This is a genomic window from Kitasatospora sp. NPDC001225 (assembly GCF_053597855.1).
Genome location: NZ_JBSFJC010000108.1, coordinates 1 through 20,797 on the forward strand (window position 1 = coordinate 1; position 20,797 = coordinate 20,797).

Here is a 20,797-nt window from a genome sequence, read left to right on the forward strand (position 1 = left end):
GGGTCGCGGTCGGCTGGTACGGCGGCAGCTGCGGGCACTGCGACGCCTGCCGGGCCCCGCTGCACCGGCTCCTCACGTTTTCCGGCAGGCTCCCGGGCGGGCGGGCGGTCCGGGTCCGCGCGTCAGGCCCGGTCGTCGGCGTAGGCGGTGAGCAGGCGGGCCAGGTGCTTGCCGGTGACCAGCAGCGGCTCCTCGCTGCGGGCGACCTGGGCGGCGAGCTCGGCGCCCTCCAGGGTGCTGATCACGGTGCCGGCCAGCTCGCGGGCGTCCTGCTCGCCGATGCCGGCGGCGAGCAGCCGTTCCGTCACGACGGCCCGCCAGTGGGCGAAGGCCTCGGCCACCGCCTCCTCGATCACCGGCACCCGGCCGATCGTCTCCAGGGCGGTGCTGGTGATCGGGCAGCCGTCCTGCCAGTCGGACGCGCGCAGTTCGGTGGCGAGCAGCCGGGTGCAGGCGGTCATCGCCTCGCCCAGGTCCGGTGAGGAGCCGAGCCCGGCGTGCAGCATGACGGCGAACTCCTCGTCCCCGTGCCGGATCGCCTCGGCGGCCAACTCCTGCTTGCCGCCCGGGAAGAAGTGGTAGACGGAGCCGAGAGTGGCCTCGGCCTCGCGGGAGATCTGCTTGATCCCGGTGCCCTCGTACCCCTGGCGCTGCAGCAGCCGGGAGGTGGCCCGGACGATCCGCTCCCGGGTGCCGGGCTTCGCTTCGGCCTGCGCGCCGTCCTTCGGTGCGGCCTTCGCCGGGGCCTTCGCCGGGGCCTTCGCAGCGACCCTCACGGCGGCCTTCGGGTCGGCCTGCGCGGGGGTCTTCTCGGGCGTCTTCACGGCGTGATCCTAGCCGAGATTCTGAGTAGAGCGTTCGTTCCAGTCCTGTGCTAGCGTCGGCTCCGGCGCTCTGGATAGAGCGTTCGTTCTAGGCATTCGTCCAGTGGAGGGGAACACGCATGTCCGTGGAGCAGCAGGCGAAGCGATCCGTGACGGTGATCGGGCTCGGCCCGATGGGGCAGGCCATGGCCCGGGCGTTCCTGGACGCCGGGTACGCCGTCACGGTGTGGAACCGCACGGCCGCACGGGCCGACGAACTCGTCGCCCGGGGCGCGCAGGCGGCGCCCAGCGCGGAGGCGGCGGTGGCGGCGAACGAACTGGTGGTGCTCAGCCTCACCGACTACGACGCCGTGTTCACCGTCCTGGAGTCGGTCGAGCCGGCGCTGAAGGGGAAGGTGGTCGCGAACCTCAGCTCGGACACCCCCGGGCGGGCCCGCGACGCCGCCCGCTGGCTGGCCGAGCGCGGCGCCGGACACCTGACCGGCGGGGTGCAGGTGCCGCCCTCGGGCATCGGCAGCCCCGAGTCGTCCACCTTCTACAGCGGCCCGGTCGAGCTGTTCCGGCGGCACCGGGCCGCCCTGGAGGTGCTCACCGCGGCCGACTACCGGGGCGACGACCCCGGGCTGGCCCAGCTGTACTACCAGATCCAGATGGACCTGTTCTGGTCCTCGATGGTCGGCTACCTGCACGCCACGGCGGTCGCCGAGGCCAACGGCATCACCGCCGAGGAGTTCCTGCCGTACGCCCTGCCCACCGCCGCGCTGCTGCCGCGGATGATCGAGTTCTACGCGCCGCGGATCACCGCCGGGGACCACCGCGGGGACGTCGACCGGCTGACGATGGCACTCGCGAGCATCGAGCACGTCCAGCACACCGCGGAGGAATCCGGGGTGGACGACGCCCTGCCGGCCCTCCTCGCGGAGGCGGTCCGGCGGGGTGTGGCGGACGGGGACGGCGCGGCCAGCCTGAGCACCCTGGTGGGGCGGTTCCGCCGGGTGTAGCCCTCCGGGCGGACCTTCGGGTGGACCTCCGTGCGGATCTTCGTACGGACCTCCCGGGCGGACCGGAAGATCGTGTGCCGTCGGCCGTTGTCACGGCCGACGGCCGCTGTCACCATGGCGTTCGGCAGGAGGAGGGGCCGGTACGGCGGGTCGGTGACGGGTGTTCGAATCACTGGCTGTTGCGCACGCAACGTAACGTGACATTGTACGCTGGTGTTCTGCACCCACCCGGAGGAACACCATGGCCGACCTCAAGTCCCGCACCCTGATCTCCGTACAGGAGCGGCTTCGCGACCAGGTCGCGCACGCACTCCGGGCAGCCCTGATCTCCGGCGAACTGCGCCCCGGCGTCGTCTACTCCGCCCCCGCGCTCGCCGCCGACTTCGGAGTCTCCGCGACCCCCGTCCGCGAGGCCATGCTCGACCTCGCCCGCGAGGGCCTGGTCGAAGCCGTCCGCAACAAGGGCTTCCGGGTCACCGAGCTGACCGACCGCGACCTCGACGACTTCACCGAGATCCGCGCCCTGATCGAGGTCCCGACCGTCGGCCGGGTGGCGCGCACCGCCACCAAGGAGCAGCTGGAGCGGCTGCGCCCGCAGGCCGAGGCGATCGTCGCGGCGGCCCGCAAGCACGACCTGATCGGCTACCTGGAGGCCGACCGCCAGTTCCACCTCGACCTGCTGGGCCTGGCCGGCAACTCGCGACTGGTCGAGGTCGTCGGCGACCTGCGCAAGCGCTCGCGGCTCTACGGCCTCAACCGGCTCGACGAGCGCGGCGAGCTGGTCTCCTCGGCGGAGGAGCACCTGGAGCTGCTCGACCTGCTGCTCGCCGGCGACGCGGCCGGGGCCGAGGCCTGCATGACCCGCCACCTCAGCCACGTCCGCTCCCTCTGGGCCGGCGAGGAGAAGCCCGCCGAACCGGAGCCCTCGGCCCTGCGCCTGCGGTCCGGCCGGGGCTAAACCGCTCGTTCGGGTGAAGACTGAGGATCGGGCGCCGAAAGGCGTGCCGGTTCTACGATGATGCTCTCGACATCGGCAGCCAGGAGGAAATCCATGTCCGCCGCAGCAGTGGAAGAGCCCATGGAGCAGCCGACGCTGCTCGAAGCCGCTGAGCTGATCTCCAACCAGTTCACCGGGCACCGGGTCGAGATCGTCGGGAGCCAGATCACCGTGACGCCGCCGCCGAACGCTTCGCACAGCAAGTCGCTGAGCCGCCTGATGCGCGTGCTGTTCCAGGCCGGCCTCGATGGAGGCGGGACCGAAGTCCTTCAGGGCGTCGGGATCTGGCTGCCGGATGGGCCGTCGGACTATGCGATTCCCGATCTGGTGGTTGTCGACGCCGATATCGACGATCACCTGATCGAGTACAACTGCTACGACCCGGCCGTCTTCCGGCTCGTTCTGGAAGTCACCTCGTCCAACCACAGCGATGACTTGAAGAGGAAGCCTTTCGTCTACGCGTCTGCCGGCGTGCCCGTCTACGTGATCGTGGATCGCGCGAATCAGCGAGTCATGGTGCTCACCGATCCGCGGGACGGCGAATACCGGGTGCACGCCGTCCACCACCCCGGGCAGTCCTTCACCCTGCCGGAGTCGATCGGAGCGTCGGTGACGCTCTCGGTGGACGACGTGCTGACGGCCAAGAAGTAGGTCAGAGCGCCGCCGCCGGGAGGGTCAGCCTCCCGTCGTGGACCTCGGCGATCTGGTCGACGGCCGTCAGGTGGGTGCGGTCGTGGGTGACCAGGACGGTGGCGGTGGCCCGGCGGTGGGTGAGGTCGGTGATCAGGTCGAGGACGGCGGCGCCGCGTTCGTGGTCGAGGGCGCTGGTGGGTTCGTCGACCAGCAGGACGGTGGGGTCGTTCATCAGCGCGCGGGCGATGTTGACCCGCTGGCGCTGCCCGCCGGAGAGCTGGTGCGGCCGGCGGGCGGCCTGGTCGCGCAGGCCGACGGCGTCGAGGAGTTCCAGGGCGCGGGGGAGGGCGCCGCGCGGGGGGCGGCCGTCGAGGTGGGCCATCACCTGCAACTGCTCCACCGCGGTGAGCGAGGGCAGCAGGTTGGCCTGCTGGAAGACGATGCCGATCCTGGTGCGGCGCAGCGCGGTGAGGTCCGCCCGGCTGAGGCCCGCGGTGTCGGTGCCGTCGACGACGACCTGCCCGGAGTCCGGGGTGATCAGGGTGGCGGCGACCGCGAGCAGGCTGGACTTGCCGGAGCCGGAGGGGCCGACGACGGCGGTGAGCGTGCCCTTGGGGACGGTCAGCGAGACCTCGTCGAGTGCCGTGAGCCGGCCGTCGCCGTCCGGGTAGGTGAGGGTGATGCGGTCGAGGACGAGACTCATCGGGCGCTCCCGAGGGCGGTCAGCGGGTCGACGGAGGTGATCCGGCGGATGGACAGGGCCGCGCCGATCGCGCCGAGGGCGATCATGACGGCGGCGGGCAGCAGGACGGTCGGGGCGTCCAGCACGAAGGGGACGGCGGAGCCGATCAGCGCGCCGAAGCCGGACGCGATCGCGGTGCCGACGACCGTGCCGAGCAGCAGCAGGAGGACGGCCTGGCCGAGGGCGTCGCGCAGCAGGTAGCGGGTGGAGGCGCCGAGGGCCTTGAGGACGGCGATGTCGCCGCTGCGCTGGATCGTCCAGACCGTGAAGAACGCGCCGATCACCAGGGCCGAGATAGCGAACAGGAAGCCGCGCATCAGCTGGAGGGAGCCGTTCTCGGAGGTGTAGGAGCCGATCGCGGCGAGGGCGTCGTCGCGGGTGCGGGTCTCGGTGCCGTGGCGGGCGTCGGCGGCGGCCAGGTCGGCGCCCTTGGCGGTGTCGAGCGCGATGACGGTGGCGTGGCCGGCGCCGCCGGGGGCGGCCTGCTGCCAGTCGCCGAGGCTGGTCCAGATCACCGGGGTGTGGCTGTACGCGGCGTCGCCCTCGACGGCGGCGACCCGCAGCGGGTGGCCGGCCAGGGTGAAGTCGGCGCCGGGGGCGAGGCCGCCCAGGTTCTCGGCGGCGGTCTTGGACAGTACGGCCTGGCCGGGGGCGATCCGGCTGCCCTGCGGGGCGAGTGCGGAGCCCTCCGGGACGCCGAAGGCGGAGAGCGCGGCGGTGCGCTGTCCGGCGGCGGCCTTGGTGGTGGTGATGCCGATCGGCTGGGCGGAGGTGACGCCGGGCTCGCGGGCCCAGGCCTGCCACTGGTCGGGGGTGACCTGGGAGTCGGTGAAGGAGAGCTTCTGCCCGTCGGCCGGCTTGCCGAAGACCAGGTGGTCGGCGGGCAGGCCGGTGATCGCGGAGATGTTCTGCCGGCCGAGCCCGGCGGTCAGCCCGGACAGCAGGCCGACCAGCACGGTGATCAGCACGATGACGGTTCCCATCAGGGCGAACCGCCCCTTGGCGAACCTCAGGTCCCTCCAGGCGACGAACACGACGGGGCCTTCCTCTGGGCAGGTGGTTTCGACACTTCCACCGTCCTGGACGGGAGGGGTCCGGGGCATCGCGCCGGGGATTGCATCCTGGGCATCAAAGGGGAGAGCCCGAGTTCAACCTTTTGATTGATGCCGGGTGCCGGGCTAGGAACTTAGGCTGGACGGATGGCGACCGAACGATCCAGAACCACCCCCGTCGCCCGCGTCCTCCAGGTCTGCCTGCACCTGCTCGTGGCGGGCCTGCTCGCGCTCGCCGTCGCCCGGGCCGTCCTCGTCGACCGGGGCGGCGATCCGGCCGCCGTCGCCGCCGCGGCCACCGCGATGGCCGCCGTCTACACCGTCGGACCGCAGCTGGCCGCCGTGCGCCGCTCGCGCCGGGCGGCCGCGCTCTGGCTGGCGCTGCTCGGCGTCACCTGGGCGGGCGTGCTGATCACCACCCAGGACGGCGTCTGGCTGGCCTTCCCGCTGTACTTCCTGGAGCTGCACCTGCTGGGGCGGCGCGGCGGGCTGGTCGCCGTCGGGCTGACCGCCGCCGCGTCGATCGCCGCGTGGTCCTGGCACCAGCACAGCTTCAGCTTCGCGGCCTCGATCGGGCCCGCGCTCGGCGCGGCCGTCGCCACCGCCACCGTGCTCGGCTACCAGGCGCTGTACCGGGAGAGCGAGGAGCGCCGCCGGCTGATCGACGAGCTGACCGCCGCCCGCGCCGACGCCGCCGCCGCCCACCACGCCGCCGGGGTGCTGGCCGAGCGGGAGCGGCTCGCCCGGGAGATCCACGACACCCTCGCACAGGGCCTCAGCTCCATCCAGCTGCTGCTGCGGGCCGCCCAGCGGGCCCTGCCGGAGCGCACCGAGACCGCCGCCGGGTACGTCGAGCAGGCGCGGCAGGCCGCCCAGGACAACCTGGACGAGGCCCGCCGGTTCGTCCGGGCGCTCACCCCGCCCGCGCTGGACGGGGACCCGCTGCCGGTCGCGCTGGAGCGGCTGTGCGCGACGACGACGGCGCAGAGCGGCCTGCCGGTGAAGCTGCACGTCTCCGGCGCCCCGGTCCGGCTGCCGGCCGCGGAGGAGGTCGCGCTGCTGCGGATCGCGCAGTCGGCGCTCGGCAACACCGTCCGGCACGCGGGGGCCGCGCGGGCCGAGGTGACACTCAGCTACATGGAGGGTGAGGTGGCACTGGACGTGTACGACGACGGGGCCGGGTTCGACCCGGCGGCGGTCGCCGGCCGCACCGGCGGGGACGGCGGCTTCGGGCTGCCGTCGATGCGGGCCAGGGCGCGGGCGCTCGGCGGCGGCTTCACGGTGGAGTCGGCGCCCGGGCAGGGCACGACGGTGGCGGTACAGCTGCCGGTCACCCCGGAGGCCGGCCAGTGATCCGGCTGCTCATCGCCGACGACCACCCGGTGGTGCGGGCCGGGCTGCGGGCCGTGCTGGAGTGCGAACCGGACTTCGCCATCGTGGCGGAGGCGGCCACCGCCGAGCGGGCCGTCGAACTGGCGGCCGAGCCGGGCGTGGACGTGGTGCTGATGGACCTCCAGTTCGGGCCGGGATCGGCCATGAACGGGGCGCAGGCCACCGCGGCGATCACCGCCCGGGCGGGCGCGCCTCGGGTCCTGGTGGTCACCACGTACGACACCGACGCGGACACCCTGCCCGCCCTGGAGGCGGGCGCCACCGGCTACCTGCTGAAGGACGCGCCGCCGGAGGAGCTGGCCCAGGCCGTACGGGCCGCCGCGGCGGGGCGCAGCGCGCTGGCGCCCAGCGTGGCGGACCGGCTGCTGGAACGGATGCGGACGCCCGCGGCGGCGCTCAGCGCCCGGGAGACCGAGGTGCTGGGGCTGGTCGCGGACGGGCTGACCAACCAGCAGGTCAGCCAGCGGCTGCACCTGAGCCAGGCCACGGTGAAGTCCCATCTGGTGCACATCTACACCAAGTTGGGCGTGGACTCGCGCACGGCGGCGGTGCGCGAGGCACGGCGGCTGGGGCTGATCCGCTGAGCGTAGGGTGGGGGTGTTCCGTGCCCGTGGCAGCGTGAGGAGCGCCTGATGACCGTCCGTCTCGACGAGCTCGCCGTACCGGTGATCGCCGCCCCGATGGCGGGCGGGCCCTCGACGCCCGGACTGGTGGCGGCGGTGAACCGGGCCGGCGGGCTCGGGTTCCTGGCCGGTGCCCTCAAGACCGCCGGGGCGATGGCCGAGCAGATCGCGGCGGTACGGAAGTCGACCGACCGGCCGTACGGGGTGAACCTCTTCGTGCCGGGCACGCCCGGGGACGCGGCGGCCGTCGCGGCGTACCGGGAGCGGCTGCGCCCCGAGGCCGAGCAGTGGGGCGTGACCCTGCCGGAGGAGATCGGGCCGGACCGCGACGACTGGGAGGCCAAGCTCGCCCTCCTGCTCGCCGACCCGGTGCCGGTGCTCTCGTACACCTTCGGGCTGCCCACGGCCGAGGAGGCGGCGGCGGTGCGGGCGGTCGGCACGACCCAGGTCGCCACCGTCACCACGCCCGAGGAGGCGCGGGCGGCGCAGGCCCTCGGGATGGACGCGCTGTGCGTGCAGGGCCCGGAGGCGGGCGGCCACCGGGGCACCCACCGGGTGACGGACCGGCCCGGGGAGCTGCCGCTGCTCGAACTGCTGCCCGCCGTACGGGAGGTGACGGCGCTGCCGCTGATCGCCGCGGGCGGGCTCGGCGACGGCGCGGCCGTCGCGGCGGCACTGCGGGCGGGGGCGGTGGCGGTGCAGCTGGGCACGGCGCTGCTGCGCTCGGACGAGTCCGGCGCCTCGGCCGCCCACCGGGCGGCGCTCGTCGAACTCCCGGAGACGGCCGTCACCCGCGCCTTCACCGGCCGCCCGGCCCGCGGCCTGCGCAACGGCTTCATCGACCGCCACAGCCCGTACGCCCCGCCCGCCTACCCCGAGGTCCACCACCTCACCGCCCCCCTCCGCGCCGCCGCCGCCCGCCGCGGCGACACCGACGCCATGCACCTCTGGGCCGGCACCGCCCACCACCTGGCCCGCACCGGCCCGGCGGAGCGGATCGTCGCCGACCTGTGGCAGGCAGCGCGCGGGTAGCCGGTCGGGGGCGCGCAGGACCCGGCGTGTTGTCCCTCGCAGGGGTGGATTGAGCGGGAAGTCCCTGTAGAGCTCATGAGTTGAGTGCTTAACGTGGCGCCCATGCACAGGCAGAGCGCCGGAGGGCGCGCATGAAGGGGCGTAGTTGGACCGAGGTGTGGGCCGAGGCGCAGCGGATCAACCCCTGGCTGGCCTCGCCGGAGGCGGAGGCCGACCGGGCTCGGATCCGAAAGGAGAACCTGGCCCGGATCCGCGGCTACGAGCTGGCCGAGATGCGGAAGTCGGCCAACCTCACCCAGAAGGAGGTGGCGGCGCTGATGGGAGTGAGCCAGGCGCGGGTGTCCCAGATCGAGCACGGGCAGGTGGACAGCCTGGACAACCTGCGGGCGTATTCGGCGGCGATCGGCGGCGAGGTCGAGGTGATGATCCGGCGGGGGGAGCGGACGATCAAGGTGGCTTGACCGTCCGCTCCTGGCGGCCTCCTCAGGAGAGCAGGGTCGACATCCAGGACTCGACGTCGGTGGCGGTCCTCGGGAGGGCGCCGGACATCAGGTGGGCGCCGTCGGGGGTGATGACGAGGTCGTCCTCGATGCGGATGCCGAGGCCGCGGAGTTCGGCGGGGAGGGTCTCGTCGTCGGGCTGGAGGTAGAGGCCGGGTTCGACGGTGAGGACCATGCCCTCCTCCAGGGTGGCGTCGAGGTAGCGGTCGGCGCGGGACTTGGCGCAGTCGTGGTAGTCGAGGCCGAGCATGTGGCCGCTGCCGCAGAGGGTGTAGCGGCGGTAGAGGCCGTTGTCCTCGGCGAGGGCCTCTTCGGCGGAGACGGGCAGGACGCCCCAGTCGGCGAGGCCTTCGGCGATGACCCGCATGGCGGCGCGGTGGAAGTCGCGGAACCGCGCGCCCGGGCGGAGGGTGGCGATGCCGGCGCTCTGGGCGGCGAGGACGAGGTCGTAGGCCTGGCGCTGGATCGGGGTGAAGGTGCCGCTGAGCGGCAGGGTGCGGGTGATGTCGGCGGCGTAGAGGGTGTCGGTCTCGACGCCGGCGTCCAGCAGGAGGAGGGAGTTCGGGTCGAGGGCGCCGTCGTTGCGGATCCAGTGCAGGACGCAGGCGTGGGCGCCGGAGGCGGCGATGGTGGTGTAGGAGGTGCCGTTGCCCTCGGCGCGGGCGCGCAGGTCGAAGACGCCCTCGATCCAGCGTTCGCCGCGGTGGTGGCGCAGTGCGGTGGGCAGGGCGCGGACGACGTCCTCGAAGCCGGTGGTGGTGTGGTCGACGGCCAGTTGCAGCTGTCCGATCTCCCATTCGTCCTTGACCAGGCGCAACTCGGAGAGGACGGCGGCGAGTTCGCCGTCCCGCCGGCCGTCGGCGGGCCGTCCGGTGGCCTCGTCGACGAGCGGGTCGGTGCCGGCCAGGACCCGGGTGGGGGGCTGGGGGCCGGTGAGCAGTTTGCCGAGGTCGTCGAGGTGTTCGGTGCGTACGCCGGTGAGTCGGGCGGCCTCGGCGAGGTCGGGCCGGGAGCCGACCCAGAACTCGCCGTAGCGGCGGTCGCGGTAGAACTCGCCGCCGTCGCGCGGTGAGCGCGGGCGCAGGTAGAGGACGGGTTCGTGGCCTTCGGGGCCGGCGGGTTCGAGGACGAGGACGTGGTCGGCCTGGTCCTCGCCGGTGAGGCCGGTGAGCCAGACGTACGCGCTGTGCGGGCGGAAGCGGTAGTCGAGGTCGTTGCAGCGGACCTTGAGCCGGCCGGCCGGGACGATCAGCCGTTCGCCGGGGAAGGCGGCGGAGAGCCGGGCGCGGCGGCCGGGGAAGCGGTCGTGGCCGGGGACGCGCCGGTCGGCGGGGAGCGGGGTGGCGGCCCAGCTGGTGGCCATGAAGGAGGCGAGGGCGGGGGAGACCGGGAGGTCGTGGCTCCCGGTGTTGAGGCCGGTCGGGGGAAGGGTCACCGGTGAACTCCTTGGCGGGGCGGGGGAGATGCTGGCACGGACACAGCTCGGTAACGGGAGCCGTCACCTCTTGTGCAGTGCAATTTCACATTACTATGTTACGGGTCACACAGCGCAGCGGCCAGATCCGGCGGATCGGGCCCCCCACAGCGGAGTTGCAACATGACCAGGCGCACCCACGCCGCCCTCGCGGCGGCCCTCGCGGCGACCCTCACCCTCGGCCTCGGGGCCTGCTCCAACGACAAGAGTGACGGCGGCAGCGACGCCGCCCCCTCCGACGGCAAGGGCCCGGGCGCCGCGTCCGGCTCGGTCATCGGCGGCACCCCTGCCAAGGGCGGCACCCTCACCGTCCTGACCAACCAGGACTTCGCCCACCTCGACCCGGCCCGCAGCTGGGTGGTGCCGCACATGGACTTCGGCACCCGGCTGATCTACCGCACCCTGACCACCTTCAAGGCCGAGCCGGGCGCGGCGGGCAGCGAGATCGTCCCGGACCTCGCCACCGACCTCGGCAAGTCCTCCGACGGCGGCAAGGTGTGGACCTTCACCCTCAAGGACGGCCTCAAGTACGAGGACGGCTCGCCGATCAAGGCCGCCGACATCAAGTACAACGTCGAGCGGTCCTTCTCCCCGGACCTCACCGGCGGCCCCGACTACGCGATCCAGTACCTGGCCGGCGGCGAGAACTACAAGGGCCCGCTGAACGGCGAGCACCTGGCGAGCATCGAGACCCCGGACGACAAGACGATCGTCTTCCACCTGAAGCGCCCGGTCGCCGAGTTCTCCTCCACCGTCTCGCTGCCGACCTTCTCCCCGGTGCCGCAGTCCCAGGAGAAGGGCACCCAGTACGACGCCCGGCCGTTCTCCTCCGGTCCGTACAAGATCGAGACCTACGACCGCGGCAAGCAGCTGGTGCTGGTCCGCAACACCAACTGGGACCCGGCCACCGACACCGTCCGCAAGGCCTACCCGGACAAGGTCGTGGTCACCGAGGGCATCAAGGGCGGCCAGGCCGACGACCGGATCATCGCCAGCGACGGCGCCGACGCCAACGCGATCAACATGCCGTGGATGGCGCACGAGACCGTCGCCAAGGTGCTGCCCAAGCCCGACGTCAAGTCCCGCATGGCCGCCGAGGTCACCGGTTGTACCGACATGCTGTACATGAACACCTCCAAGGCCCCCTTCGACGACCCGAAGGTGCGCGAGGCGATGATGTGGGCGGTCGACCGCGAGGGGCAGGTGACGGCCTTCGGCGGCCCGGCGATGGCCGACGTGGCGACCTCCTACCTGCCGCCCTCGCTGACCGGCGGCGTCAAGTCCGACCCGCTGAAGGTCCCGGCGGCCGGTGACCCGGAGAAGGCCAAGAAGCTGCTCCAGGAGGCGGGCAAGAGCGACCTCAAGGTCTCGCTCACCGTCTCGCTCGGCGACAAGAGCCGTGCCGAGGCGATCCAGCAGTCGCTGTCCAAGGCCGGCGTCCAGGTCACCATCAACACCACCGACCCGTCCGCCTTCCAGGACACCGTCGGCGACATCAAGAACGCCCCCGACCTGACCATCAGCGGCTGGTGCCCCGACTACCCCTCCGGTGCGACCTTCCTGCCGTTCCAGTTCGACGGCCGCACCATCAAGGAGAAGGGCAACCAGGGCAACCTGAGCCAGTTCAAGGACCAGGCCACGATGGACCGGATGGACCAGATCGCGGCCATGACGGACGTCAACGAGGCCAACAAGGCCTGGCAGCAGCTGGACCAGGACCTGGCGAAGAAGGCCCCGGCCGTCCCGCTGATCTGGCAGCGCCGCCCCCTGCTGGTCGGCACCAACGTGGCCGGCGCCTTCGGCAACCAGGGCTACGCCGGGATGCTCGACCTGGGTGCCATCGGTCTCAAGGACCCCGCCAAGGGCAAGTGAGGGGCCGGCAGCGATGAGTACCACCACTGAGCCCGCCGCCGTGGCCGACGCCACGGCGGGGGGCGCCAAGAAGAGTGCCGGGCGCGGGCCCTGGCGGCTGGTCTGGGACCAGCTGTGGGCCAAGGGCTCGGCCCGGTTCGGGCTGATCACCGTCGGCGTGCTGATCCTGATCACCGCGCTGGCCGGACCGCTCAGCGCCCTCGGCGGCTGGACCCCGGAGGAGTTCGACAAGCGCGCCGTCGACCCGTACCTGGGCGGCGTGCCCCGGGGCGACTTCGGCGGCATCAGCGCCCGGCACTGGCTGGGCGTCGAGCCGGGCAGCGGCCGCGACCTGTTCGCCCGGGTGCTGCACGGCGGTCAGGTGTCCCTGCTGATCGCGTTCACCGCGACCGCCGTGGTCGTGATCGCCGGCACCCTGGCCGGCATCGCGGCGGGCTACTTCGGCGGGCGCGTCGACACCCTGCTGTCCCGGCTGATGGACCTCACGATGTCCTTCCCCTCGCTGATCTTCATGATCGCGATGATGTCGGTGGCCAAGGACGTCAACCGGATCCTGCTGATCACCCTGGTGATCGGGCTGTTCACCTGGCCCGGCATCGCCCGGGTGGTGCGCGGCCAGACCCTCTCGCTCAAGCACCGCGAGTACGTCGAGGCCGCCAAGGTCGGCGGGGCGCGCTCCTGGCGCATCCTCACCCGCGAGATCCTGCCGAACGTCTCCGGCCCGATCATCGCCTACACCACCCTGCTCGTCCCCGGCATGATCGCCACCGAGGCCGCGCTCAGCTACCTCGGCGTGGGCGTCCGCCCGCCGACCGCGTCCTGGGGCCAGATGATCGCCGAGAGCATCGTGCACTACGAGACCGACCCGACCTACTTCCTGATCCCGACCGCCTTCCTGTTCGTCGCCGTGCTCGCCTTCACCCTGCTCGGCGACGCGCTGCGCGACATCCTCGACCCCCGGGGAGGCCGGTCGTGATCCTCTACCTCGGCCGCCGGCTGCTCGGCGTGGCGGGCATCCTGCTCGCCATCTGCGCCATCACCTTCACCATCTTCTACCTGCTGCCCAACGACCCGGCAGCGGCCGCCTGCGGCAAGACCTGCAGCCCCGAGCGGCTCGCCGACGTCAAGTCGGCGATGGGCCTGGACAAGCCGGTCTGGGACCAGTTCCTCGCCTACCTCGGCGGCATCTTCGCCGGCCGCGACTACGGCTCCGGCCCCAGCGCGGTGCACTGCGGCTTCCCCTGCCTCGGCTACTCCTACGAGTACGGGCTGCCGGTCTGGGACCTGCTCACCGACCGGCTGCCGGTCTCCATCTCGCTGGCCCTCGGCGCGGCCGTGCTCTGGCTGGTCCTCGGCCTCGGCGCGGGCGTCACCTCGGCGCTGCGCAAGGGCAGGCCGATCGACAAGACCCTGATGGTGCTGTCCGTCGGCACCGCCTCGCTGCCGGTCTACTTCACCTCGATCATGCTGATCTGGGGCCTGGTCAGGACGGCCGGCGTGCTGCCCTACCCCTCGTACCACAAGTTCACCGAGAACCCCTTCGAATGGGGCTCCAACCTGCTGCTGCCGTGGATCGCGCTGGCCCTGCTGTACGCGGCCATGTACGCCCGGCAGAGCCGCAACTCGATGATCGAGGCGATGGCCGAGCCGTACATCCGCACCGCCCGGGCCAAGGGCCTGCCGCCGCGGACGGTCACCGTCAAGCACGGGCTGCGCTCCGGGATGACGCCGATCCTGACCATCTTCGGCATGGACCTCGGCGGCCTGCTGGCCGGCGCGGTCATCACCGAGTCGATCTTCGGTCTGCCCGGCGTCGGCCGGCTGTTCTACGACGGGCTGGCCCGTTCCGACCAGCCCGTGATCCTCGGCGTCACCCTGCTCGCGGCCTTCTTCATCGTCGCGGCGAACCTGCTGGTCGACCTGCTCTACGCGTTCGTCGACCCGAGAGTGAGGTACTGATGACCAGGCTGTTGGAGGTCGAGGACCTCAAGGTCGCCTTCGACACCCCGCGCGGCACCGTCCGCGCGGTGGACGGGATCTCCTTCGCCGTCGAGGCCGGTCGCACCCTCGGGCTGGTCGGCGAGTCGGGCAGCGGGAAGTCCGTCACCTCGCTCGCCGTCATGGGCCTGCACCGCGGCGCCGCCGTCACCGGCTCGATCCGGCTGAACGGGCAGGAGCTGAACGGGCTCGGGGAGCGGGAGCTGGGCACCGTCCGGGGCCGCCGGATCGCGATGATCTTCCAGGACCCGCTGTCCAGCCTGCACCCCTTCTACACCGTCGGGGAGCAGATCGCCGAGCACTACCGGGTGCACTTCAAGGCCAACCGCAAGGCCGGGCGGGCCAAGGCGGTGGAGATGCTGGCCGAGGTCGGCATCCCGGAGCCGGCCCGCCGGGTCGACGAGTACCCGCACCAGTTCTCCGGCGGCATGCGCCAGCGCGTCATGATCGCCATGGCGCTCGCCTGCGAGCCCGAGCTGCTGATCGCCGACGAGCCCACCACGGCGCTCGACGTCACCGTCCAGGCGCAGATCCTCGACCTGATCGCCCGGATCCAGCAGGAGCGCGGCCTCGGCGTCGTGATGATCACCCACGACCTCGGCGTGGTCGCCCGGGTCGCCCACGAGGTGCTGGTCATGTACGGCGGCCGGGCCGCCGAACAGGCCCCGGTGGACCGGCTGTTCGCGCAGCCCGCGCACCCGTACACGCGCGGCCTGCTGGACTCGCTGCCGCGCCTGGACGACACCGACGACGCCCCGCTGCGCGCCATCCCCGGCAGCCCGCCGTCGCTGATCGCCCCCGCCCCCGGCTGCTCCTTCGCCCCGCGCTGCGCCCGCACCACCGCGGCGTCCGCCGAGGAGCACTCCCGCTGCCTGGCCGAGCGCCCCGTGCTCGACCGGCTCGCCCCCGGCCACCAGGCCGCCTGCCACCTGCCGCTGGTGCCGGAAGGGGTGCTGTGATGACCACACCGTCGACGAAGGACGCGGCCGGACCGCTGCTGTCCGTACGGGACCTGGTGAAGACCTTCCCCGGCCGGCGGAGCCGCACCGGGCGCCCCGGTGCGCCGGTCCGGGCGGTGGACGGGGTGAGCTTCGACGTCGGCGCGGGCGAGACGCTCGGCCTGGTCGGCGAGTCCGGCTGCGGCAAGTCCACCACCGGGCGGATGATCGTCCGGCTGCTCGACCCGACCTCGGGCACCGTCACCTTCGACGGCACCGAGATCGGCGGGCTCTCCCAGGCCCGGCTGCGGCCGCACCGGCGCGACCTCCAGATGGTCTTCCAGGACCCGTACTCCTCGCTCAACCCCCGGCAGACGGTGGCCCGGATCATCTCCGAGCCGCTGCTCGTCCAGGGCGAGAGCGCGGCGGCCGCGCGCAAGCGGGCCGCCGAGCTGATGGAGCTGGTCGGGCTGATCCCCGAGCACCTGGACCGCTACCCGCACGAGTTCTCCGGCGGCCAGGCCCAGCGCATCGGCATCGCCCGCTCGCTGGCCACCTCGCCGCGGCTGGTGATCGCCGACGAGCCGGTCTCCGCGCTGGACGTCTCCATCCAGGCCCAGGTGGTCAACCTGATGGAGCGGCTCCAGCAGGAGCTCGGGCTGGCGTACGTGTTCATCGCGCACGACCTCTCGGTGGTCAAGCGGGTCTGCGACCGGGTCGCGGTGATGTACCTGGGCCGGATCGTGGAGATCGGCGACAAGGCCGAGGTGTACGGCAGCCCCGCGCACCCGTACACCAGGGCGCTGCTGTCCGCCGTCCCGCTGCCCGACCCGGAGGCGGAGCGCACCCGGGAGCGGATCGTGCTGCTCGGCGACCCGCCGAGCCCGGCCGACCCGCCGCCCGGCTGCACCTTCCACCCGCGCTGCCCGAAGGCCCAGGACCTGTGCCGGACCGAGCGGCCGCTGCTGCGGATCGCCGGGCCCGGCGAGCGGCAGGCGGCCTGCCACTTCCCGGAGGTCTGAGCCGCACAAGCCCCCGGTCGGACGCGGCGGGGAACCCTGCGAGGGCCGCGTCCGGCCGGGTTCCAACCCCTTCCCCGCCTACTCGTCGACGGCGTCCCACGCGTCGGCGGCGCCTCACTCATCGACGGCGTCTCACTCCTCGACGGGCAGCAGGCCCTCCTCCGGCAGCAGCCGGCGGGGGCCCGGCCCCTCGGCGGCCAGCTCGTCCCCCGGGTTGAGCACCCGGCAGCGGCGCAGCGACACGCAGCCGCAGCCGATGCAGCCGGTCAGCTCGTCCTCCAGCCGCTCCAGCTCGGCCCGGCGGGCGCGCAGCTGCTCGGCCCAGCGCCGGGAGATGCGCTCCCAGTCGTGCTTGCCGGGCATCCGGTCCTCGGGCAGGCCGGTGAAGACCTCGGCGACCTCGGAGAGCGGGATGCCGAGCCGCTTGGCGACCAGGATGAGCGAGATCCGGCGCAGCACGTGCCGCCGGTAGCGCCGCTGGTTGCCGGCCGTGCGCTCGGAGGAGATCAGCCCCTGGTCCTCGTAGAAGCGCACCGCCGAGGTGGCGATCCCGGCCCGCCGGGCCACCTCCCCGACGCTCAGCAGGTCGACCGGCGCGGTGGTCATGGCGACTCCTCGGTTCCTTCGGCTTCCTTGACTTCAAGTTCCCTTGAAGTCCTAGCGTACCGGACGTGACCGAATCATCTGCCGTAGTGACCGACACCGCCCCTGCTGAGCAGGGCAGTTACGCACCGGAGTCGCAGTCCTCCGGGGCCGCCGCCGGGTGGCGCGAACTCTTCTCCCGCCGGTACGCCGCCCCCGCCTCGATCCTGGCCGGCGGCGTCGCGCTGTACGCGATGAACCTCTACTTCACCGCCGCGCTGATGCCCTCGATCGTCGCCGACATCGGCGGCGAGCGGTACTACGCGTGGGTGGCCACCGGCTTCCTGATGGCCGCCGTGATCGCCTCGATGCTGGTCAGCCGGCTGCTGGAGCGCCTCGGCGCCGCCCGGGCCTACGTCCTGGGCTTCCTGGTCTTCGGCGCCGGCGCCGTGGTCAACGCGCTCAGCCCGTCGATGGCGGCGCTGATCCTCGGCCGGGTGGTGCAGGGCCTCGGCGGCGGGCTGGTGGCCGGGCTCGGCTACGCGGTGATCCGTAGCGCCCTGCCGGAGCGGCTGTGGACCCGCGCGGCCGGACTGGTCTCCGCGATGTGGGGCGTCGGCACCCTGGTCGGGCCGTCGCTGGGCGGGCTCTTCGCCCAGCTCGGCGCGTGGCGCGGGGCGTACGTCCTGCTGCTGGCCGCCGCGCTGGTGCTGGCGGTGCTGGCCCGCCGGGTGCTGCCCGGGCGCTCCGGCGCGGGTCGGGGCGGCGGCCCGGTGCCGCTGCCCTCGCTGCTGCTGCTCACCCTGGCGGCGGCCGTCTTCAGCGTCAGCTCGACCGTGCCGTCCGGCTGGCCGACGGCGCTCTGCCTGCTCGCCGGACTGGCGCTGCTGGTGGGCTTCGCGGCGGTCGAGCGGCGCTCGGCGGCGACGGTGCTGCCGCGGCAGACCTACCGGCCCGGCAACCCCCTGAAGTGGCTCTACCTGACCGTCGCGGTGCTCTGCGCGGGCGTGGTGACGGAGAACTTCATCCCGCTGTTCGGCCAGCAGCTGGGCGGCCTCGGCCCGCTGGTGGCCGGCTTCCTCGGCGCCGCCACCTCGGCCGGCTGGACCGCCGCCCAGCTGTTCAGCGTCGGCATCGAGTCGGCCCGCGGCCGGGCCCTGGCGATCCGGGTCGCCCCGCTGGTGCTGGTCGGCGGCCTGCTGGTGTACGGGCTGTCGCAGACCGGGCACGCCTCCGGGCTCCGGGTGCTGCTCTGGGCGGTGGCGCTGTTCGCCGCCGGCACCGGGATAGGCCTGGCCTTCCCGCACCTGAGCGTGGCGGCGATGCGCAGCAGCAGCGACCCGGCCGAGGGCGGCAAGGCGGCCGCGGCGATCAACACCACCCAGCTGATCGCCTTCTCGGTGACCTCGGCGCTGGCCGGCACCCTGGTCAACCTGGGCGGGGACAGCCCGGTCGACTCGGCCCGGTACATGACCTTCGGGATCGCCGCGATCACCGTCCTGGGGGTGGTCACCGCCGCGCGCACCGCGCGCAGCCTGGGGCGCTGACCCCGGGTACCCGGCCGGCCTCGGGTACCCAGCAGGCCCGGGCGCACGAGCAGGCCCCGGATCCCTTTTCGTCGGGGGGATCCGGGGCCCTTCACGTACCGGTCAGGAGGCCGGGCCCACCCGGACGGTGGTGATCCTGCCGCCCTGGGACTCCCGGACGACCTCGATCTTCGTGTTGGTGTCCGGCACCTTCACCGTCAGCTGCGGCGTGGCCGGGTCGCCGTACACCCCGGTGCGGTCGTTGAAGACCGGGACGGCCGGCTTCGACGGGACGCGCACCGCGACGCCGCCCTTGTGCAGGGTGAACGCCGTGGTCGGCTTGAGCGAGAAGGTCGCGTCGTAGGTCTGCGCCCGCCCGTTGACCAGCGTCCCGTCGGCGAAGCGGATCGGCGCCGGACGGGCGTCGATCGGCAGGATCAGCCCGCCGCCGGGGTGGTCCTTGGTGTTGTTGTCACCGTACGAGGTGTCCCACAGCCAGATCAGGACGCCCTCCTGGTACGGGTAGTTGTCCACCACGTTGGCCTTGCCCGCGACGCCGCTGTAGCCGAAGTTGTACGGGCCGGTCTTCAGGAACTCGCCGTAGCCGGTGTAGCGGCGGTTCTCGGCGAGGTACGCGCGCGGGTGCTGCTTGACGGCGGTGCGGCCGTCGATGACCGTGAAGCCGCCGGCCGTCCAGCCGTTCGCGCCGTTCTCGGCGCCGTCGGCGAACAGCACGGCGGCGCCGGCGGTGGCCTTGACGGCGTCCACCAGCACGCCCCGGCCGTGGGTGTTGCCGTCCGAGGTGACGTGGAAGCGCAGCCGGACCTGCTGGCCGAGGTAGCCGTCCAGCGGGATGTGCAGCTGCTTGTAGCTGCCGGAACTGCCGCTCAGCCCGGGGGTGTTGGCGCTGGTGTTGCCGATCGGGGCGCCGTCCACGGTGCCGCCGAGGGAGGTCCAGTGCTTGCCCTGGTCGGTGGAGGCCTCGACGGTCAGGAAGTCGTAGTCCTGCTCGGTGTCGTACCAGACCGCCGCGTCCAGGGCGGCCGGGCCGGCGGCGGCGCGCAGGTCGACGTCCCGGGCCAGGGAGTTGTCGAGGTTGTCGCCGGTGTCGCTCCACCACTGCCGGCCGCCCTCGTAGGGGTCGGCGAGGTCGGTGCGGGTGGTGCCGTCCGGCAGGTGGACCAGGACGGCCTGGGCCTGGTCGGTGTTGTAGCTGCTCACCCCGAGCGCGTGGGTGGAGCGGGTGGCGGCCTGCGCCTCGTCGTAGTCGAGCCAGCCGAACTGCAGCTTGCTCCAGGCGTCGAGGTCGCCGGGGTAGCCGCCGGTGGTGTTCGGACCCTTGCCCAGGTAGGAGCCGGAGGACATCAGCGACCAGAAGTTGACGCTGTTGTCACCGCCGTTGGTGGGGTACAGGTCGGGCAGGCCGAGGTTGTGGCCGAACTCGTGGGCGAACAGGCCGACGCCGCTGTTCTCGCCCGCCTGGACGTAGTCGTAGACGTACAGGCCGGTGTCGCCGACGGGGGCGCCGCCGATCTTGTTGCCCTCCGGGCCGGTCTGCCCGGTCGCGTCCGGGAAGGTCCAACTGCGGTGCGCCCACAGCGCGTCGGCGCCCTGGGCGCCGCCGCCCCAGGTCTCGTCCACGCCCGCGTGCACCACGACGACGTTGTCCAGGTAGCCGTCCGGCTGGGCGAACTCGCCGTTCTTGTCGTGGTCGTAGCGGTCGTAGACGTCGTACTGGGCGAGCTGCGCCTTGATGTCGGCGGCGGAGCGGCCCTTGGCGACCTCGCCGTCGTACCAGGCCTTCACGGCGTCCCGGATGAACTCCTGGCCCTGGGTCCAGGCGCCGGAGCCCTGCGGGCCCTTGTTGCTGCCGTAGCGGGCCTCGTTGTACGGGACGGTGACCCAGTCGCTGACGGTGCCTTCGACGTCGTACCGGCCGGAGGACTGGGTGCGGTAGTAGTTGCGCATCGACACCGCGCCGGGCGTGTCGTCGAAGAACATCTTCTGGTAGTAGCCGCGGTCGAAGTCCTGCGACCACAGGGTGTGGTTGTCGTCCTTGCCCGGCTTGGGGATCTGGTTGTGGGCCGGGCCGGGGGTGCCGCCGTAGCGGGGCTGGCCGTTCCACTGGGTGGTGTTGTCGACCTGGTCGCCGAACTGGGCGAGGATCACGAAGACCTTGTCCGTGCGCTGGTGCGCGAGCTGGACGTAGTCGTTGCCGACCTTCACCTTCGCCGGGGCCCGCTTGCCGGCGGCCTTGGCGACGGTGCCCTTGTTGAGCTGCTCCAGGGCCTTGCCGCGCAGCGCCTGGCGCTCGCGCTCCTGGGGCGCGAGCGGGGCCGGCGGGGCCTCGGCGCCCTGTTGGGCGTCGGCGGACGCGGCGGCGAGGGCGGTGGGGGTCGGGGGTGCGGCCTGGGCGGGGGTGCCCAGCAGGGTGGCCGCTATCGCACTCGTGGTGAGTGCGGCGGCGAGGGCCGCGGACAGTCTGCGCAACTGACCGGTCCTTTCCGGGGGATGGGGGTGCCTCGGTCATCGGTAGGTGAAGCGCAGGTAATATTTCACATGTCACGGGTTACGTGAAAGAGGTGTGCG

The 20,797-nt window shown here is 72.8% G+C and carries 19 protein-coding genes; 13 read left to right on the forward strand and 6 right to left on the reverse strand.

Annotated features, from left to right (window positions below; all coding sequences use genetic code 11):
• Positions 1-122: 122 nt before the first annotated feature.
• Positions 123-680 carry a TetR/AcrR family transcriptional regulator gene (locus ACWDCZ_RS29345; RefSeq protein ID WP_074002606.1) on the reverse strand — a complete coding sequence of 186 codons (558 nt, stop codon included), beginning with the start codon at positions 678-680 and terminating at the stop codon, positions 123-125.
• Positions 681-943: 263 nt separating this feature from the next.
• Between ACWDCZ_RS29345 and ACWDCZ_RS29350 the strand changes: the two genes are divergently transcribed.
• The 3 genes from ACWDCZ_RS29350 (at position 944) to ACWDCZ_RS29360 (ending at position 3,473) form a co-directional block, all read left to right on the forward strand.
• Positions 944-1,825 (forward strand): NAD(P)-dependent oxidoreductase, encoded by an 882-nt coding sequence (locus tag ACWDCZ_RS29350; protein ID WP_449817398.1) that lies wholly within the window; start codon positions 944-946, stop codon positions 1,823-1,825.
• Positions 1,826-2,066: 241 nt separating this feature from the next.
• Complete coding sequence (locus ACWDCZ_RS29355; protein ID WP_049656453.1) at positions 2,067-2,783, forward strand: GntR family transcriptional regulator; 717 nt, start codon at positions 2,067-2,069, stop codon at positions 2,781-2,783.
• A gap of 93 nt (positions 2,784-2,876) precedes the next feature.
• Complete coding sequence (locus tag ACWDCZ_RS29360; RefSeq protein ID WP_049656455.1) at positions 2,877-3,473, forward strand: Uma2 family endonuclease; 597 nt, start codon at positions 2,877-2,879, stop codon at positions 3,471-3,473.
• A gap of 1 nt (position 3,474) precedes the next feature.
• Here the strand turns inward: ACWDCZ_RS29360 and ACWDCZ_RS29365 are convergent, their stop codons facing one another.
• Complete coding sequence (locus ACWDCZ_RS29365) at positions 3,475-4,158, reverse strand: ABC transporter ATP-binding protein (RefSeq protein ID WP_049656456.1); 684 nt, start codon at positions 4,156-4,158, stop codon at positions 3,475-3,477.
• Positions 4,155-5,231, reverse strand: coding sequence for an ABC transporter permease (locus tag ACWDCZ_RS29370; protein WP_449810884.1), 1,077 nt, complete (start codon positions 5,229-5,231; stop codon positions 4,155-4,157). Before ACWDCZ_RS29370 ends, ACWDCZ_RS29365 begins: the two co-directional genes overlap by 4 nt.
• A gap of 165 nt (positions 5,232-5,396) precedes the next feature.
• Here ACWDCZ_RS29370 and ACWDCZ_RS29375 point away from each other — a divergent pair, with 165 nt between their 5' ends.
• The 4 genes from ACWDCZ_RS29375 to ACWDCZ_RS29390 all read left to right on the forward strand — a co-directional run bounded on the left by ACWDCZ_RS29375 (position 5,397) and on the right by ACWDCZ_RS29390 (position 8,757).
• On the forward strand, positions 5,397-6,602 hold the full coding sequence (locus ACWDCZ_RS29375; RefSeq protein ID WP_049656461.1) for a sensor histidine kinase: 1,206 nt from the start codon (positions 5,397-5,399) through the stop codon (positions 6,600-6,602).
• Positions 6,599-7,225: a response regulator transcription factor gene (locus tag ACWDCZ_RS29380; RefSeq protein ID WP_049656462.1), complete on the forward strand. Its 627-nt coding sequence runs from the start codon at positions 6,599-6,601 to the stop codon at positions 7,223-7,225. The genes ACWDCZ_RS29375 and ACWDCZ_RS29380 overlap by 4 nt, the downstream gene beginning before the upstream one ends.
• Before the next feature lie 48 nt (positions 7,226-7,273).
• Positions 7,274-8,296 (forward strand): nitronate monooxygenase, encoded by a 1,023-nt coding sequence (locus ACWDCZ_RS29385; RefSeq protein ID WP_449817399.1) that lies wholly within the window; start codon positions 7,274-7,276, stop codon positions 8,294-8,296.
• Between the two features lie 131 nt (positions 8,297-8,427).
• Positions 8,428-8,757 (forward strand): XRE family transcriptional regulator, encoded by a 330-nt coding sequence (locus tag ACWDCZ_RS29390; protein ID WP_117487201.1) that lies wholly within the window; start codon positions 8,428-8,430, stop codon positions 8,755-8,757.
• Positions 8,758-8,779: 22 nt separating this feature from the next.
• On the opposite strand, the gene ACWDCZ_RS29395 is transcribed toward ACWDCZ_RS29390, so the two are convergent.
• Positions 8,780-10,231, reverse strand: a complete 1,452-nt coding sequence (locus ACWDCZ_RS29395) for an aminopeptidase P family protein (protein ID WP_449817400.1) — start codon at positions 10,229-10,231, stop codon at positions 8,780-8,782.
• Between the two features lie 162 nt (positions 10,232-10,393).
• Between ACWDCZ_RS29395 and ACWDCZ_RS29400 the strand changes: the two genes are divergently transcribed.
• The 5 genes from ACWDCZ_RS29400 to ACWDCZ_RS29420 are packed head-to-tail and all read left to right on the forward strand — an operon-like array spanning position 10,394 to position 16,100.
• Positions 10,394-12,142, forward strand: a complete 1,749-nt coding sequence (locus ACWDCZ_RS29400; protein WP_049651592.1) for an ABC transporter substrate-binding protein — start codon at positions 10,394-10,396, stop codon at positions 12,140-12,142.
• 13 nt (positions 12,143-12,155) lie between these two features.
• Positions 12,156-13,118: an ABC transporter permease gene (locus tag ACWDCZ_RS29405; protein WP_380742329.1), complete on the forward strand. Its 963-nt coding sequence runs from the start codon at positions 12,156-12,158 to the stop codon at positions 13,116-13,118.
• Complete coding sequence (locus ACWDCZ_RS29410; RefSeq protein WP_049651590.1) at positions 13,115-14,101, forward strand: ABC transporter permease; 987 nt, start codon at positions 13,115-13,117, stop codon at positions 14,099-14,101. The genes ACWDCZ_RS29405 and ACWDCZ_RS29410 overlap by 4 nt, the downstream gene beginning before the upstream one ends.
• A complete protein-coding gene (locus ACWDCZ_RS29415; protein WP_049651589.1) occupies positions 14,101-15,099 on the forward strand; it encodes an ABC transporter ATP-binding protein in 999 nt (332 codons plus the stop codon). Before ACWDCZ_RS29410 ends, ACWDCZ_RS29415 begins: the two co-directional genes overlap by 1 nt.
• Complete coding sequence (locus tag ACWDCZ_RS29420) at positions 15,099-16,100, forward strand: ABC transporter ATP-binding protein (protein WP_049651588.1); 1,002 nt, start codon at positions 15,099-15,101, stop codon at positions 16,098-16,100. The genes ACWDCZ_RS29415 and ACWDCZ_RS29420 overlap by 1 nt, the downstream gene beginning before the upstream one ends.
• A gap of 132 nt (positions 16,101-16,232) precedes the next feature.
• Here the strand turns inward: ACWDCZ_RS29420 and soxR are convergent, their stop codons facing one another.
• The gene (gene soxR, locus ACWDCZ_RS29425) at positions 16,233-16,706 is read right to left on the reverse strand and encodes a redox-sensitive transcriptional activator SoxR (RefSeq protein WP_049651587.1); all 474 of its coding nucleotides are present in this window, start codon (positions 16,704-16,706) and stop codon (positions 16,233-16,235) included.
• A 65-nt stretch (positions 16,707-16,771) separates the two neighbouring features.
• On the opposite strand from soxR, the gene ACWDCZ_RS29430 reads away from it, so the two are divergent.
• Positions 16,772-18,229 (forward strand): MFS transporter, encoded by a 1,458-nt coding sequence (locus ACWDCZ_RS29430; RefSeq protein ID WP_449817401.1) that lies wholly within the window; start codon positions 16,772-16,774, stop codon positions 18,227-18,229.
• Between the two features lie 102 nt (positions 18,230-18,331).
• On the opposite strand, the gene ACWDCZ_RS29435 is transcribed toward ACWDCZ_RS29430, so the two are convergent.
• Complete coding sequence (locus tag ACWDCZ_RS29435) at positions 18,332-20,698, reverse strand: immune inhibitor A domain-containing protein (RefSeq protein ID WP_449817402.1); 2,367 nt, start codon at positions 20,696-20,698, stop codon at positions 18,332-18,334.
• Positions 20,699-20,797: the final 99 nt, after the last annotated feature.

Excerpts from the sequence above, each read along its gene's own strand:
- ACWDCZ_RS29350 (WP_449817398.1), top strand. The coding sequence starts at position 944 with ATGTCCGTGGAGCAGCAGGCGAAGCGATCCGTGACGGTGATCGGGCTC.
- ACWDCZ_RS29355 (WP_049656453.1), top strand. The coding sequence starts at position 2,067 with ATGGCCGACCTCAAGTCCCGCACCCTGATCTCCGTACAGGAGCGGCTT.
- ACWDCZ_RS29360 (WP_049656455.1), top strand. The coding sequence starts at position 2,877 with ATGTCCGCCGCAGCAGTGGAAGAGCCCATGGAGCAGCCGACGCTGCTC.
- ACWDCZ_RS29365 (WP_049656456.1), bottom strand. The coding sequence starts at position 4,158 with ATGAGTCTCGTCCTCGACCGCATCACCCTCACCTACCCGGACGGCGAC.
- ACWDCZ_RS29375 (WP_049656461.1), top strand. The coding sequence starts at position 5,397 with ATGGCGACCGAACGATCCAGAACCACCCCCGTCGCCCGCGTCCTCCAG.
- ACWDCZ_RS29385 (WP_449817399.1), top strand. The coding sequence starts at position 7,274 with ATGACCGTCCGTCTCGACGAGCTCGCCGTACCGGTGATCGCCGCCCCG.
- ACWDCZ_RS29390 (WP_117487201.1), top strand. The coding sequence starts at position 8,428 with ATGAAGGGGCGTAGTTGGACCGAGGTGTGGGCCGAGGCGCAGCGGATC.
- ACWDCZ_RS29400 (WP_049651592.1), top strand. The coding sequence starts at position 10,394 with ATGACCAGGCGCACCCACGCCGCCCTCGCGGCGGCCCTCGCGGCGACC.
- ACWDCZ_RS29405 (WP_380742329.1), top strand. The coding sequence starts at position 12,156 with ATGAGTACCACCACTGAGCCCGCCGCCGTGGCCGACGCCACGGCGGGG.
- ACWDCZ_RS29415 (WP_049651589.1), top strand. The coding sequence starts at position 14,101 with ATGACCAGGCTGTTGGAGGTCGAGGACCTCAAGGTCGCCTTCGACACC.
- ACWDCZ_RS29420 (WP_049651588.1), top strand. The coding sequence starts at position 15,099 with ATGACCACACCGTCGACGAAGGACGCGGCCGGACCGCTGCTGTCCGTA.
- soxR (WP_049651587.1), bottom strand. The coding sequence starts at position 16,706 with ATGACCACCGCGCCGGTCGACCTGCTGAGCGTCGGGGAGGTGGCCCGG.